Here is a 15,567-nt window from a genome sequence, read left to right as displayed (position 1 = left end):
GATATTTCCGTATATAAATATATCTTTCAAAAAACATATTGACTTTCTAAAAAAAACATGCAACAATACTGTCAGAATACTTGAATAAAAATTCATTGACGAGAACGAGTACGTTATAGAACTGTTCCCCAGAGAGTTGGCGATTTGCTGAAAGCCAACGTTCAGCGCGTAACCGAAAATCATCTCCGAGAAGTAGAACCGAATGTTACAGTAAGTTCTTACCGGCCGTCCCCCGTTACAAGGAACACGTATCATGTTGTACGTTGCAAAGCCGTATACATATAGATTTATTTCTACATGTGTAAATTAGGGTGGTATCGCGGGTAAATATAACTCGTCCCTTTCTTTAGGGACGAGTTTTTTGTGTTCTTACAAATGAATTTTAAAAAGGAGGAAAAACAATGAACACTGTATCAAAAAAACATATTTTTTTCACGGGTCTTATGCTATTTTCTTTATTTTTTGGGGCAGGTAATTTAATTTTCCCTCCCATGCTTGGCCAAAATGCAGGTGAAAACTTTTGGCCAGCAATGATTGGATTTTTACTAACAGGAGTTGGCTTACCACTACTAACTGTTATCGCAATTTCTCTATCTGGAAATGGAATGCAGCAACTTGCAAGTCATGTTCATCCATTATTCGGAATTTTCTTTACAGTAATTGTATACATTGCTATCGGTCCATCTATGGGCATCCCACGTGTTGCAAATGTCGCTTATGAAATGGGTGTTAGTTCTTTCTTACCAGAAACAATCCGCTCTAGCAGCCTAGTGCTATTTGTATATACAATCATCTTCTTTACTATCGTATTTTGGCTCAGTTTGAATCCATCTAAACTTGTTGATCGTATTGGAAATGTATTAACACCTATTTTATTACTCTCTATTTTCTTATTGTTTGTTAAAAGTGTATTTACACCACTTGGGCAATCAGGACCAGCAATGCAAGAGTATCAAACTTCTCCAATCTTCAAAGGCTTTATGGAAGGCTACTTAACAATGGACACTATTTCAGCACTTGCATTCGGAATTATCGTTGTAAATGCAATTCGCTCTAAAGGTGTGAATGATCGTAAGTCCATTGCCATCGCCACAGCAAAAGCAGGGCTTATTGCCGCTACAGGGCTCGTACTTGTATACGGTGCACTCGGCTGGCTTGGGGCAACTAGCGTCTCGCTCGGATATGCAAAAAATGGCGGACAGCTACTTACTGTTATCGTACAACAATTATTCGGTCCATACGGTTTGCTCCTATTATCTCTTATCGTTACACTCGCTTGTTTAACGACATGCGTTGGACTCGTATCTGCGTGCAGCCAATATTTTTCAACATTATTGACTACATTTTCATACAAAACGTTCGCGAGTATCATTTGCGCATTAGGATTACTAGTTGCCAACTTAGGTTTAACGAAAATTATCGCAATCTCTGTTCCAATTCTACTTGTTGTGTATCCAATTGCGATTGTACTCGTACTACTATCATTACTTCATAAATACTTCGGTGGATATCGCTCTGTTTATGTAGGTGCTTTAATTGGAGCAGCTGTAGTGAGCGTATTTGATGGATTAAAACAAGGTGGTATTTCAGTTTCATTTATCACACCATATTTTGAATTTATCCCTTTATATAATGAAGGAATCGGCTGGCTAATACCAGCATTAGTAGGAGGTCTTATTGGTCTTGCAATGGCTAAGTTAAGCGGTACGAAAAAAGTTCCATTAGTAACCGAATCTCACGAAGTAAAAGCCTCCTAAAAAAACTCCCAAAAGGGAGTTTTTTTACATTTGATACGCAGCATGATTAAAACTGCTTATTTTATAAACCTTCGTATAATATTCAATATTCGTATCAACTGTTTCTACCTTGACAACATCATAGCGCTCTTCTTGCTTTACTAAAAATAAATAGTATTCCTCTGTTGCCTCAATAATCGCAATTTTATCTGTTTCAACATTATATTGTTCACAAAGCGCTTGTAATGCGTTCACATAATCCCCTAATTTTTTAGACTTATCCATTCCGAATATAGTTTGAACTAACATATACATTCTCCCCTTTATATGTACTGTTAACACCTCAATGATAACGCTTACATTATTTGTCGTCAATAAAAACATTCAATTGTTTTAACGCCAAATCTATATTGTATCGAGCCAATAATCAGCGAGGAATTCCCCGCCAATTAAAGTTTTACTTTATCCCGCATTAACTGCCCGTAAAAGTCCGATTGGTGAGGGCTGATAATCAGTGGGAGAGGAACAACCTCCCCACTGATTAAAGTTTCACTTTATCACTTCGTTAATTGATGCCTAAATGCATAAATAACCGCCTGAGTACGGTCACTTACATTCAATTTATTTAATATATTACTCACATGTGTCTTTACCGTTTTCAGTGCAATAAATAACTCGTCCGCAATCTCTTGATTACTTTTTCCCTCTGCAATTAATAACAAAATCTCAAACTCTCTTTCCGTTAAATCATCATGCAAAGGTTGCTCTTTCTTTTGACGCATACGGGACATCATTTTCCCGGTAACTTTCGGCTCTAATACTGTTTCTCCATCATAAGTAGCTCGTACAGCATCAGCAATATCACTTGCTCTTGATGTTTTTAATAAGTAACTGGTCGCCCCAGCCTCAATAACAGGATACAATTTTTCGTCATCTAAAAAGCTTGTTACAACTACAATTTTTGCTTCTGGCCATTCTTGAATAATAGCACGTGTTGCTTCGACACCATCCATCTCATCCATAACAAGGTCCATTAAAATAATATCCGGCCTTAATTGCAATGCTAATTCTGATCCTTTTCTTCCATTCTCAGCTTCCCCTACTACTTCAATATCTGGCTGTGTCGATAAATATGCCGATACACCCATACGAACCATTTCATGATCATCGACAAGCAATACTTTTATCATACTTCTCCCCCTCTCTCAATCATAATCGGTACTTTTACTTCTATTTGTGTACCTTTGGCCGGGAAACTAAGTACCTTAAGTGTCCCACCAATTTCATGAACACGCTCTTGCATCGATCTTAGGCCATATGAACCAGCCTTATTAACCCCTACTTCAAACCCAACGCCGTCATCAATGATTTTTAAAATCGCATATTGATCAATTTTTCGAAGGCGCACTTCTGTTTTCTTTGCCTTCGCGTGTCGCAACGTGTTTGATAGCGCTTCTTGCACAATACGGAATAAATGATCTTCTACACCTTTTTTTAATTCTATTGGCTCAATAAGCCATTCAATTTTCATATGTTGTTTTCGCGATAATTCCGTTAATAATTCCTCTATACCTTCTGTCAGTTTCTTACCTTCCAATTGTACAGGACGTAAATGAAGGAGCAATGCTCTCATTTCTGATTGAGCATTTACAACCATATTTTCAACAAGTTGCAATTGTTTTTTTGTCACATCTGGAAATTCAGTTATTTGTTCATTAATCGCTGACATCATCATCGACATTGCGAAAAGCTGCTGACTTACTGAATCATGCAACTCCCTTGCTAAACGATGCCTTTCTTGAGAAATCGCTTCTTGTCTCATCTCTTCATTCCAATGAGCTCGTTCATTCGTTACTTTTTGAAAGAGTCCAGCTTGCTCCTCTAATCGACGAGCCAGAACGATTACTTTTCGTTCCACTTCATGAAATTCATCATCTGCAGTAAACGAAACATCGCTCGGAAAATTCCCTCGCTCTACTTCAAATAGAAAAGTATTTAATCCTTGTATACGCTGCTCTATATAATAACCGATTGCATATCCTACAATTCCCCCGATAAGTAAACTTGTAGTCATAATAAACAAGCCAATTGGAACAGAAGCGATGGATTCCTTCCATAATAAATCATACACTTGTTGCTCGCTTTTCCATACATATACAATTGTACAAATGAGTGCGATACTAACAGAGGACAACATAGAATAACGAATATACATCCACGAAATATTTTTTTGTTTCTTCATTATACTTTCCTCACTTCCGTGTCGCCTACGACAAGCGAAGAAATAATTTTAATACGTCGAGGAGCCTCTTTATACTGCTCTGTTCTAAATGTAACATTGCGGTTAAACCCTGTCTCTTCATGACCTGGCAAGAGCACACGTCCGACAATAACAGAATGATTTAAAGAAAGTTCAATATCATACGGCACATATAAACGAATATTACCAACGACACCCCGAATAACAATTACCGTTTCCCCTTCTGGAATCATAGCAGTTGTTAAATCTATTTCCACATCACAAGCACCATATTGAACATTAATATCCTCAAGTTCATAAATATGATCCATCATTCGCACATTGCCTACAAACATATTTTTCAAATATGTTTCTGTACGATATATTTGCTTCTCTTCGTCTATAATCCCTTTTTCTTTAATTTCAACCTTCATTGCTTTTTGCTGATGCCCTTGTTGAATCAATTGATAACCAATTAAAGCTAAACAAGCAAATACGACAAGAACAAATGCTGCTGATGAAAATAAGAAAAATAAAAATACGATACCACCAACAAATAAAAATACATTTCCCCGTACATAACGATTCTTTTTACGATAATGCCTTCCAAACATAAGCATAATAAATGCAAAAATGAGACCACCTGGTTCAAAATGTCCAAGTATCATATCAAGAAAAAGACCGAATCCAAATATGATGAGGAGCATCCCCATTAATTGTGTCTTTGAAAAATGTTTCTTCATTTCAGCTCCCCCCTTCTTGTCACATATACATAGAAGAAAAGGCATTGCTTTCCAACACCTTTTCTCCTATCACTATATCATAAGCCTGTTTTATAATATACTACTATTATTTTGTTAACTCTTTCGTTAACGATACATCATTCTTTTCTTTCATTTCACGCTCAAGTTTTGCAATTTTCATATCAAATGTATCACGCTCATGCTCTTCATTCATACGAGTTTCTAAGTCACGAATGTGATCTTCAATTTCTTCAAATCGTAAGAACGGATTATTTTCATCCATTTTATGCATCGCAGTATTCATACGACGATTTGCATGTGCCATATTTTCACGTGCCATTAGTTCCATACGCTTTGCGTGCATTTCTTTTAATTTATTTTTCATTTCAGAAAGACGACGCTCTAACTCATCAATTTGCTCTACAACACCTGCATACATTTCTTCTAATCGAGTTACTTGACCTTCATAATAAGCTACCTCTTCTAACGCACGTTCGTGCAATTGCAATTCGCCTGCTTCTTGAGCAATGATAGCTTGCTTTGATCTTTTATTAACGAAATAACGTGCTTGCTCAAGCTCACGAGCAAAGTTAGATTTTAATGTTTTATGACGCTCAATTAACTTCTCAATTTTTGTTATTTCACGCTCACTATCACGTAAATATTGGTTTAACATCGCAATTGGATTTTTTCTTTCCTTCTCATCTAACACGTTATGAAAATCAGCTAAAATTGCATCGCGTACACGTCCGAATAAAGATTGTTTCATTATAAATCTTCCTCTCTTCTACTTTTTTTATAATTTGATTTATTGTTTTAGTTTTTCATTAATTTGTTCCACTCATCTTCAAAGTTGCTATATGGTTTAGAACTTTCTGGAGCAGATTCAACAACTACATCTTTTTCTTTTTTCCACTCACGGTATCCGTAGTATAAAACCACTAAAGCAGCGATACCGATTAATGCTGGCGAATGAGAAAGTGCAATGGATAAACCGATTAAACCAACAATCCCCCAAGCTAACTTTCCAAAAAATGATTTAGCTCGCACAAATGATTTATAGCTCCAATATACAACTCCTGCTCCGATTGCAAATCCTACAATACCAGCAAGACTACCAAGAGCAATTAAAGCCAAAATACCGGCTGCGATAAACGCTAGAAATTGTTTCATCTTGTGCTTGCCTCCCTTCGATTTGATACTCTTATCTTAACTATTTTTTCATCTTTCCATAACGAGCTTAAGAACCGTTTTTAACTCAGACTTAAGACCGAGTCATATTCAGCCCTTTACGCAAAAAAACGTGCAGAGTCTATCCTCTGCACGTTTTTTAATTACTAACATTCATATTAAATTAAGCTGTTTTATGATACTCTTTTTTCTCAGCTACTTTCGAAAACCTTGGAAACCCAATTAAAATAGAAGCAATCCCACATACTCCAACTAAGATTGGATAAAATGCATATGGCAACAATTCAACCGGAGATAACGCTGCAAATCCTGCTGCCGTTAACATTTGGGCACCGTACGGAATTAATCCTTGCACACAACATGAGAAAAGATCTAATACACTCGCTGATTTACGAGGGTCTATTTCATATTGATCTGCAATATTTTTTGCAAGCGGGCCTGTAAAGATAATTGAAATCGTATTATTCGCTGTACACATATTCGTCATACTCACTAAACCAGCAATACCAAATTCCGCTCCTTTTTTCGAACGAATATTACGTGTTAATACATTCATTAAATATTGAATACCACCATTATATTGGATTAATTCAACCATACCGCCAATTAATATAGCAAGTAATACTAACTCCATCATACCGCCCATTCCAGTCGTTACACTTTTAAAGAAACTTTCTAACGTGTAACTTCCATCTATAAGGCCGATAACACCAGATAGTACAGTTCCACCAGTTAATACAATAAGTACATTCCAGCCAAGTAGCGCTGTAATAAGTACTCCTGCGTACGGTAAAATCTTTATCCAATCAAAGCTATGTGCTTTAATCTGCGTGTCACTTCCTGAAGTAACTATTACTAATAGTACAATTGTAATAATAGCCGCTGGTAACACAATTAAAAAGTTCGTTTTAAACTTATCTTTCATTTCTGTTCCTTGTGAACGAACAGCTGCGATTGTTGTATCTGAAATAAATGATAAATTATCACCAAACATCGCTCCGCCAACAACAGTAGCCATTGCAAGCGCAATTGAGATATCGGTTTGACCACTAATACCTACAGCAATCGGCGCTAATGCTGCAATTGTTCCCATTGAAGTTCCCATCGCTAATGAAATAAATGCACCAATAACAAAGATTCCAGCTACGATAAATCCTGGCGGTAAAATAGTTAACGCTAAATTAACAGTTGAGTCTACTCCGCCCATTCCTTTAGCAGTTTCAGAAAATGCACCTGCAAGCACAAAAATTAATACCATAATCATGATATCCGGATTTCCTGCACCTTTAGCGAACCGCTCTACTTTCACATTAAAACTTTCTTTACGATTCATCACTAAAGCGACTCCTACAGCAATTGAAATCGCTACAAGTATCGGCAATTTATAGAAATCACCTGTAATAATTCCAGAACCAATAAATAGCGCCAAAAATATCCCAAGTGGTAATAAAGCTAAACCATTTCCTCTCGTTTCTTTCAAAGTACCATCTCTCCCTAGTTTCAACCTTTTTCTAATGAATAACAAAAGACCTCTTCCGATGAGAAGAGGTCTTATACATCTATAAGAAACGCTCTTCTCATCTTTCAAGCACATGCTTGCTGGATTTGGCACAGCACTCTGAAATCGAGTCCGCTGCCGAGGCATCGTAGGGCCAGTCCCTCCGCCTCTCTTTATAAGAAGGTTTCATATTTATTTTTTAATAATAATTTCTTCCCTAACTTTACTCGCTTACAAAACAAAAGTCAATTATTTTTTGTATAGATTTTTTTGGTAATTATACAAAAATTCGAATACAACAATCATTTTAACTTTTCGATTTCTTCTTCCAATATTGAAATCCAATAAAATTCACTATTTTTTATTGCTGCTAATATCCATTTCGTAGTGTACCAAGCTAACTCATACTCTTCCTTCGTGACATCGCCACTTTTATAAGCATCCTCTAGCTCTTCTTCATCTAATATATACACCTTACCGCTGGGTAATAATACTACATCTAAATATAAATCATCAAAATACGGTAAACCACGATCGTCTATTTCATATTCTTTCGTCACATCAATATAATATTGCACTAAATTGTGCCTATCATCTAACATAGCTGTAATCGCAAAGTTCTTTCCATTAATGAAATATTGAACCCACGTATACCCATCACTTGCAATACAAATTTCTTTACCATCATATTCTTTACAACTAGGCTCTCTCACCTTTTTTATATCCAGTATTCCGAGCATTCCCTCTTCCACTTGCTTAACCGTATAACTCTTTTCTATTAGTCTCTTCCACGAAGAACCGTCACCATATTTTCGTTTCATTATGTCTGCTCCTCTTCTATATACAGAAAAGCTCCCACATATTATGTGAGAGCTTGTTCATATTATAATTAAGCCGCTTGACCCTTTTCAGAAATCTCTTTTAAATAAGCTTGTCCTTTTTCAGCGTCATATTGACCTTCCCACTTAGACATAACTACAGCTGCTAAAGAGTTTCCTACAACGTTAACTGCTGTACGAGCCATATCTAAAATACGGTCAATACCAGCAATGAACGCTAAGCCTTCAGGTGGAATACCTACTGTACCAAGTGTCGCTAATAATACAACGAATGATACGCCCGGTACACCTGCGATACCTTTTGATGTAACCATTAATACAAGCAACAATGTAATTTGTTGTGTAATAGATAAATCAATACCGTACATTTGCGCTAAGAAAATAGCCGCAATTGCTTGATATAAAGTTGATCCATCTAAGTTAAATGAATAACCTGTCGGAATAACGAAAGATGTAATTGCTTTCGGGCAACCGAATTTCTCCATTTTCTCCATGATTTTTGGTAAAACTGTTTCTGAGCTTGCTGTAGAATACGCTAAGATCAGCTCGTCTTTTAAAATCTTAAAGAATTGGAAAATGTTAATTCCAAATATTTTCGCTGTAAGTCCTAAGACAACTACGACGAAGAAAATCATTGCTCCATATACGACAATTAGTAATTTCCCTAACGGAATTAATGAAGCAAGACCAAATGTAGAAACTGTAACACCAATTAGTGCAAACACACCAAATGGTGCAAATTTCATAACTTGGTTTGTTACGTAAAACATTGCATCAGCTACACCTTGGAAAAATTGAAGAACTGGTCTTCCTCTTTCACCAATCGCTGCTACACCTAAACCAAATAGTACAGAGAAGAAGATAATAGCAAGCATATCTCCGTCAGCTAACGACTTCATAATGTTCGTTGGAACAATATTTACAAATGTATCTGCAAATGAATGACTTTGTACTTGCTCTGTCGTATGTGTATATTTCGAAATATCTGTCTTTGTTAACTGCTCCATATTTACGCCTTTTCCTGGTTGGAAAATATTCGCTATTAATAGACCAACAATAATTGCAATTGTTGTAATAATTTCAAAGTAAAGAATTGTTTTTCCGCCTAGTCGACCTAGTTTTTTAACATCGCCAACACCAGCAACCCCAACAACAATACTTGCTACAACAATCGGTACAACGATCATTTTAATTAATCGGATGAAAATATCACCAATTGGTTGTAAGTACTTCACAACAGCTGGATTATCAAAGAAAATCGCACCAACCGCAATACCAAGCGCAAGTCCTATTAATATTTGCCATGCAAGTCCTATTCTTTTCATATTTGTTGTAACCCCCTCTTCGATGTGTCACTCTATCTCTCATTCTATCTCTATAAAACTAAGAAATTAAGAGTATTACATATTATTCGACAATTCACTACATTTTGTCCCTGTTAAAAATCATAAATCAAAAATTTAAATCTGACAACAAAATAACTTTGCCCGAACACAAATAATTTTCTTGACAAAAAGCAGACCCATGTTAGAAAACCTAACATGAGAACGATTCCTTACTAGTGTTTTATTAGCTTTCAAAGTAATATTTCACCTCATAAAAACGATTACTTTCCTCCTTCATTTCACAGATAAATCCCAAAATTTACCTTTGTTACACATATGAATAAAATGTAAGCACTATGACAATTACAGTTGAAAAATGATAAATTCCGACAAAACTTAGCAATTTTATAAAATTTTCTTTACATTATGATTACAACGATAGACACCCTTCTTCTTATGATATATAACATTCATAGGGAAAGGAGTCAGACAACAATGAAAAAGAAATTTGCAGCGTTTAGCGTTTTAGCAGCAGGAACGATTTTTGCTTCCCCGTTACTTTCACCCGTATACGCTGAAACGAATCAAGATAAATTATCTAACATTCAATCTGAATTAGAAGGCAAACAAAGTGACTTACAAAATAAATCAGTCGAGAAAGAACAAATAGAAAAAGAAATTCAAGAATTACAGAAGAAAATCGATGAATTAACTACTTCCATTAATAAAAATGAGACTGAATTAAACGATACAAAAAAAGAAATTAGCAAAACACAACAAGTAATTACTGACAAAAAGAAACATATAGAACAATTACAAACAAACATAGATACACGTCAGGAAGTTATTAAACAACGATTACAATCTATGCAAGAAAAACCGCGTACAAATATCATTACAGAAGTATTAACAAACTCTACAAACATTGCTGATCTTGTTGATAATATGTACTCCGTAAGTTTAATATTAAACAACGATACAGATATTGTAAAAAAACAAACATCTGATCAAAATGCTGTAACGACAGAAAAAGAGGCTGTTGAGAAAAAAGAACAACAACTGAAAGACTCTGAACAAAAACTAGAACAAAAACAACAAGAATTACAAAATAATCAACAGCAGCAACAAACTCTTATTAACGATCTACATACGAAAGTAGCAAAAGTAGATTCAGAGATTGAAGGATTAGAAGAATCCAAGGGCATTTTAGAAAATCAACGTCAAGCTGTTCAAAAAGCAATTGAAGAAGAAAAACGGGCGGAAGAAGCTCGTAAAGCGGAAGAAGCCCGCCAGGCAGAAGAGGCTCGCAAACAACAAGCTACTAAATCTGCTCAAGCGGCCCCAACACCACATGATACAAATATCGGTGGTTTTATCAAACCAGCAGCTGGATCAAAAACTTCCGGATTTGGTGTACGTTCTTTAGATAACCATAAAGGAATTGACATCGCTGCTTCGGGAACGGTTCCAATTATCGCTGCTGCAGATGGCGTTGTTATTCGCTCAGAATTATCATCTAGTTACGGAAACGTAGTGTATTTATCTCACCGTATAAACGGAAAAACATATACGACAGTATATGCTCATATGAATAGTCGTTCTGTATCGAATGGACAAACTGTAAAACAAGGCGATCAGCTTGGATTTATGGGGAATACGGGCCAATCATACGGACAACATTTACACTTCGAACTTCATCTTGGAGAATGGAATGTCGGCAAGACAAACGCAGTTGACCCATCTCCTTATATCGGATTATAAAAAAACCTCGGTGCCTACCGAGGTTTTTTATTTACACTTCACACAATATAGGCATTCTACATAGACTATAACTAAATGCCTATAGTTTACGAGGTGATCCATATGAATACGCAATTACAACAAAAAATAGAAGAAGCTAGAGGAACGTATATTGGCCGAATATTTACATTTGGCGGCTCAGTTTTATTTTTAATCGGTTCATTCCTCGCAGTCACCACAGCCTATAAAGCGTATAATCGTCTATTACATTCATCAACATAAAAAAAGACGGGAGATCCCCGCCTTTTTTTTATGCAAACATTTTAAATACACCTATCGCATTTAAAAATACAATTATTACAGTTACCGGAATAACATAACGAAGTAAGAAGAACCAAATGTTAAATAACGTTTTCCCTTTCGTTTCCGTCACTTCTAATTCTTTCATCAACAATTCTTTACTCATTTTATTTGGTACAAATAATGAAATAGCTAGTACTCCTAACGGTAGCAATACGTTACTTACCGAAAAGTCGACTAAATCAAAGAACGTTTTCCCAAATATTTTCACGTCACTCATAGTCCCAAATGATAACGCTGATGGAATACCGACTGCAAAAATAAGAATACCAATTAATAATGATGCTGACGGACGCTTCTTCTCATTACCTTTCGCAACAGATGCTACTACAATTTCAAGCATTGAAATTGCTGATGTTAAAGTCGCAAAGAAGAATAAAATTAAAAACATAATAAAGAAAAATTGACCAAATGGTATTTTTGCAAATACTGCTGGAAGGACGATAAACAGTAATCCTGGTCCTTCAGTTGGTTTTACTCCTAATGCGAAAATCGCTGGGAAAATTGCTAATCCTGCAAGTACTGTAACAAAAACAGTTAAACTTACAATAGATGTTGCTGATTTCGCTAAATGTTCCTCTTTCTTTAAATACGAACTATACGTGACCATTACTGAGGCACCTACTGTTAGTGAGAAGAAAGATTGTCCCATCGCGTATAAAATCGTATCTGCTGTAAGCTTTGAAAAATCTGGATTTAAGAAGAACTCTACTCCAGCAAAAGCACCATCGAGTGTTAACGCACGAACAATAATCGCAATAAATAAAATAAATAATAGCGGCATCATGTACTTACTTGCCTTTTCTATCCCTTTCTCTACACCTTTACTTACGACAAAAATCGTACAAAGCATAAAGATAAATTGTGCTCCAATCGCACTTAATGGATTTGAAATCGTTTCACCGAACAATTGTCCATAATCAGCTGCACCATTCCAGAAACTTCCTGTCACACTATAATATAAATAAAGTAAAATCCATCCACCTACAACACTATAAAAAGATAGTACACTAAAACAAGTAACAACTCCCATACGACCAATCCAAGGATATAATTTGCTATTTGGCACTAGTACTTTATAAGCTGTAACCGCCTCTTTTTGCGTGCTACGTCCAATAACAAACTCCGCTATTAGAAGAGGCATACCTATAAATAAAGTTAATAGTAAAAATACAAGGAAGAATGCGCCTCCCCCTCCATTACCTGCAACATATGGAAATTTCCATATCGCACCAAGACCTACTGCGGCTCCGGCTGCTGCGAGTACAAAGCCTATTTTCGACGTCCATTGCTGTGTTTCTTTCATCATAAATTCTCCTTTTCTGAATATTTAAACTTTTGTTAATTATACACTTTCATTTCATACTCGCACACCTCCTTTAGAAAATAAAAAAGTCCCCTACACGCAAATATGCATGTAGAGGACGATATATGTAATGTAAATACCGTGGTACCACCTCAATTGGATTGATAAATCCCACTTGTTCAAGTACAGGAATAATTCCGATACTCTATCCTTTTAACGGCGGAACCCGGGTTGCCTACTACAATGTTCAACATACCTCTCGCAAGCCCATTCTGTATATTTTATCGTACCGGGCTCCCACCTAACCCCAGCTCTCTGAACGCATCAAATATACGTACTCTTCTTGCTCATCGATTTCATCTATTGAAGTTACTTGTGATTATAAATTATATTTTTATATTTGTAAAGCGCACTTTATCTTTTATTATTTTAAAACCTTTTCCTCTAATTCTCGTAAAAAACTTTCTCTTTTCCCCTCATTTTGCACATATACTGATTTCAACACTTCTTGGAGCAATATATTTCGTTCCCTCTTTTCTAACTGTAAATCTTTTAACTTCAACCTTACTTCATATAAAAAATCTAAATACGATTCATATGTCTCATCATATTTATTTGCAATATCATCTCGAATTTTTTTTGCGAGCTTCGGGCTCGCTCCCCCAGTAGAAACTGCTATATTCAGTAAACCACGATGAATCGCTGCCGGAAAATGAACATTACCACTTTCCGGATTTGTAATAACATTTACTAATTGATTCTCAGCGGCATCTTCAGCAACTTGTTCATTTAATATTGAATCACTACTCGCTGCAACAACTAAAAAAGCACTTTTAATATCACTTTTTTCATATTCTCTTTGATACCAACGAATTTTCTTTTCTTCCACAAGTTTTACTAAATTCGCATCTAATTCTGGACTTATCACAACTATATCCGCACCCTGTTTGAGTAAAGGAATAATTTTAAATCCTGCAACTTTTCCCCCGCCAATAACAACAACGCGTTTCTCATTAACTCGCACTGTAAGTGGATACATACTGATCTCCTTTCAATAACTCCATCGTTTTCTGAATTAACATATCTTGAAACGCTTCACTCTTCCCTAAATATGGACTGATTTTTATCTCTTCCACTTCATATTGGCGCACTTCTTTTTCAATATGTTTCATAAGTAAACCTGTAAATAACAAGTAAGGCAGTACAACGATGTTCTTTTCTTTTCGTTCTACAACTTCCTTTAACTTCTCCTCAAATTTTGGCTCTGCAGCCGCTAAATAACAAACTTCTACTTTTTTAACCTTCTCTTTTGTTTGAAATAAAGAAGCAATCCAGTTTATATCTCTTAATACTTCAGGATCACTGCTCCCTCTTGCAACAAGAAGTAACGTCACTTCATTTTTATCTTCCTGTTCGATGCCACTTCCGCTATACACCGATTTAACAAGTGTTTCTGATACACCAAACGGATTACCATAGGTCACTTTAACATCCGAAAATTGATTGGTTAACTTTTCCAATTCGAAAGGGATATCTTTTTTTACATGACCTGCCGCTAATAAAAAAACAGGGATAGCAATAATCTCAGTGGCCCCACGCTTCACACATGTACGAAAACCATCTTCAATAGAAGGATTCGCTAACTCTAAAAAACAAACTTCTTGAATAGTCGCTTCTATACGGCTCATGCACGATGTAATAAATTGAATCGCCTCTTCTTTCGCTGTCTTCAAACGACTTCCATGACATATATATAAGACGGCTTTCATTTTACAACACTCCACTTACTTGATAAGCATTTTCTGTCTGCTTCTCAAACCAATGAATTTTTTCTCTAAAACGGACAACCTCTCCAATTACAATCATACTCGGATTTTGAATTTGCTCTTTTTTCGCAACATCTACAATTGTCCCTAACGTTCCAACAACTGTGCGTTGCATAGACGTCGTCCCCTGCTCAATAATAGCAGCTGGCGTACTTTTATCTTTTCCATGCTTCATAAGTTGCTCACATATGTAGGGCAAATTACTAACCCCCATATATACCGCTAAAGTCTCTACACCTTTCGCTAAACTTTCCCATTTCACTTCTTCTTCAGCACCTTCTTTCCTATGCCCAGTCACAATAGCAAAACTTGCACTTGCATCACGGTGCGTCACTGGAATGCCCGCATAAGCAGGAGCAGCTATTCCAGCTGAAATACCAGGAATGATTTCAAATGGTACACCTTGCTTTGCTAATGCTTCAGCTTCTTCTCCCCCTCTACCAAACACAAATGGATCGCCGCCCTTAAGCCTCGTTACAACTTTTCCTTTTTTCGCATACTTAATAAGAAACGTGTTAATTGTCTCTTGCTTCATCGTGTGATAATTCGGGAGTTTTCCGCAATAAATTAAATCCGCGTCAGGCTTTGCGTATGAAAGCAGCTCTTTATTCACAAGTCGGTCGTATAAAATAACATCTGCCTTCTCAATACATTTCAACCCTTTAACAGTAATTAAATCTGGATCGCCAGGACCCGCTCCAACAATATAAACCTTTCCCATCATCTCTCCTCATTTCTTCTATTAAAATGAAACTTCCATTCGT

At 36.1% G+C, this 15,567-nt stretch carries 16 protein-coding genes, 1 riboswitch and 2 other annotated features; of the genes, 3 read left to right on the top strand and 13 right to left on the bottom strand.

Going from position 1 to position 15,567, the window contains the following annotated elements:
* Positions 1-86: 86 nt before the first annotated feature.
* Positions 87-345, top strand: a binding site (T-box leader).
* A gap of 56 nt (positions 346-401) precedes the next feature.
* Complete coding sequence (gene brnQ3 / locus ACTFRU_RS10475) at positions 402-1,757, top strand: branched-chain amino acid transport system II carrier protein BrnQ3 (RefSeq protein WP_016122166.1); 1,356 nt, start codon at positions 402-404, stop codon at positions 1,755-1,757.
* Positions 1,758-1,781: 24 nt separating this feature from the next.
* Here brnQ3 and ACTFRU_RS10470 read toward each other — a convergent pair whose 3' ends face one another.
* The 9 genes from ACTFRU_RS10470 to gltP all read right to left on the bottom strand — a co-directional run bounded on the left by ACTFRU_RS10470 (position 1,782) and on the right by gltP (position 9,571).
* On the bottom strand, positions 1,782-2,120 hold the full coding sequence (locus tag ACTFRU_RS10470) for a DUF3922 domain-containing protein (RefSeq protein ID WP_440037631.1): 339 nt from the start codon (positions 2,118-2,120) through the stop codon (positions 1,782-1,784).
* A 173-nt stretch (positions 2,121-2,293) separates the two neighbouring features.
* Entirely contained in the window at positions 2,294-2,926 is a 633-nt protein-coding gene (locus ACTFRU_RS10465; RefSeq protein ID WP_000598707.1) for a response regulator, read from the bottom strand.
* Positions 2,923-3,978, bottom strand: a complete 1,056-nt coding sequence (locus ACTFRU_RS10460) for a sensor histidine kinase (protein ID WP_000744326.1) — start codon at positions 3,976-3,978, stop codon at positions 2,923-2,925. Before ACTFRU_RS10460 ends, ACTFRU_RS10465 begins: the two co-directional genes overlap by 4 nt.
* Positions 3,978-4,718 (bottom strand): cell wall-active antibiotics response protein LiaF, encoded by a 741-nt coding sequence (gene liaF / locus ACTFRU_RS10455; protein WP_000716095.1) that lies wholly within the window; start codon positions 4,716-4,718, stop codon positions 3,978-3,980. Before liaF ends, ACTFRU_RS10460 begins: the two co-directional genes overlap by 1 nt.
* Positions 4,719-4,824: 106 nt before the next feature.
* Positions 4,825-5,487 carry a PspA/IM30 family protein gene (locus ACTFRU_RS10450; protein ID WP_000814127.1) on the bottom strand — a complete coding sequence of 221 codons (663 nt, stop codon included), beginning with the start codon at positions 5,485-5,487 and terminating at the stop codon, positions 4,825-4,827.
* Positions 5,488-5,534: 47 nt separating this feature from the next.
* A complete protein-coding gene (locus tag ACTFRU_RS10445) occupies positions 5,535-5,891 on the bottom strand; it encodes a lmo0954 family membrane protein (protein WP_000808640.1) in 357 nt (118 codons plus the stop codon).
* Between the two features lie 181 nt (positions 5,892-6,072).
* Positions 6,073-7,389 (bottom strand): Na+/H+ antiporter NhaC family protein, encoded by a 1,317-nt coding sequence (locus tag ACTFRU_RS10440; protein WP_000665494.1) that lies wholly within the window; start codon positions 7,387-7,389, stop codon positions 6,073-6,075.
* 94 nt (positions 7,390-7,483) lie between these two features.
* Positions 7,484-7,589, bottom strand: a riboswitch (SAM riboswitch).
* 120 nt (positions 7,590-7,709) lie between these two features.
* Positions 7,710-8,228 (bottom strand): DUF402 domain-containing protein, encoded by a 519-nt coding sequence (locus tag ACTFRU_RS10435; RefSeq protein WP_000824668.1) that lies wholly within the window; start codon positions 8,226-8,228, stop codon positions 7,710-7,712.
* Positions 8,229-8,296: 68 nt separating this feature from the next.
* Complete coding sequence (gene gltP, locus ACTFRU_RS10430; protein ID WP_000821130.1) at positions 8,297-9,571, bottom strand: glutamate/aspartate:proton symporter GltP; 1,275 nt, start codon at positions 9,569-9,571, stop codon at positions 8,297-8,299.
* A gap of 495 nt (positions 9,572-10,066) precedes the next feature.
* On the opposite strand from gltP, the gene ACTFRU_RS10425 reads away from it, so the two are divergent.
* Both ACTFRU_RS10425 and ACTFRU_RS10420 read left to right on the top strand, forming a co-directional pair.
* Entirely contained in the window at positions 10,067-11,332 is a 1,266-nt protein-coding gene (locus ACTFRU_RS10425; protein ID WP_000726086.1) for a murein hydrolase activator EnvC family protein, read from the top strand.
* Between the two features lie 102 nt (positions 11,333-11,434).
* Positions 11,435-11,593 (top strand): hypothetical protein, encoded by a 159-nt coding sequence (locus ACTFRU_RS10420; protein ID WP_001096006.1) that lies wholly within the window; start codon positions 11,435-11,437, stop codon positions 11,591-11,593.
* A 28-nt stretch (positions 11,594-11,621) separates the two neighbouring features.
* Here ACTFRU_RS10420 and ACTFRU_RS10415 read toward each other — a convergent pair whose 3' ends face one another.
* From ACTFRU_RS10415 to cobA, 4 genes are all read right to left on the bottom strand, one after another.
* Positions 11,622-12,977 carry a sodium-dependent transporter gene (locus ACTFRU_RS10415; protein ID WP_440037630.1) on the bottom strand — a complete coding sequence of 452 codons (1,356 nt, stop codon included), beginning with the start codon at positions 12,975-12,977 and terminating at the stop codon, positions 11,622-11,624.
* Positions 12,978-13,088: 111 nt separating this feature from the next.
* Positions 13,089-13,337: a binding site (T-box leader), on the bottom strand.
* Between the two features lie 64 nt (positions 13,338-13,401).
* Positions 13,402-14,016 (bottom strand): NAD(P)-binding protein, encoded by a 615-nt coding sequence (locus tag ACTFRU_RS10410; RefSeq protein ID WP_000283356.1) that lies wholly within the window; start codon positions 14,014-14,016, stop codon positions 13,402-13,404.
* Positions 13,991-14,746, bottom strand: a complete 756-nt coding sequence (locus ACTFRU_RS10405; protein WP_290102269.1) for a sirohydrochlorin chelatase — start codon at positions 14,744-14,746, stop codon at positions 13,991-13,993. The genes ACTFRU_RS10410 and ACTFRU_RS10405 overlap by 26 nt, the downstream gene beginning before the upstream one ends.
* A 1-nt stretch (position 14,747) precedes the next feature.
* Positions 14,748-15,524, bottom strand: a complete 777-nt coding sequence (gene cobA / locus ACTFRU_RS10400; protein ID WP_000521262.1) for a uroporphyrinogen-III C-methyltransferase — start codon at positions 15,522-15,524, stop codon at positions 14,748-14,750.
* Positions 15,525-15,567 lie beyond the last annotated feature (43 nt).

It is taken from the genome of Bacillus cereus group sp. MYBK220-1 (assembly GCF_051916445.1).
Classification (GTDB): Bacteria; Bacillota; Bacilli; order Bacillales; family Bacillaceae_G; genus Bacillus_A; species Bacillus_A cereus.
Note: the sequence above shows the minus strand (reverse complement) of the source record. Positions and strands in the feature narration are given on the sequence as shown.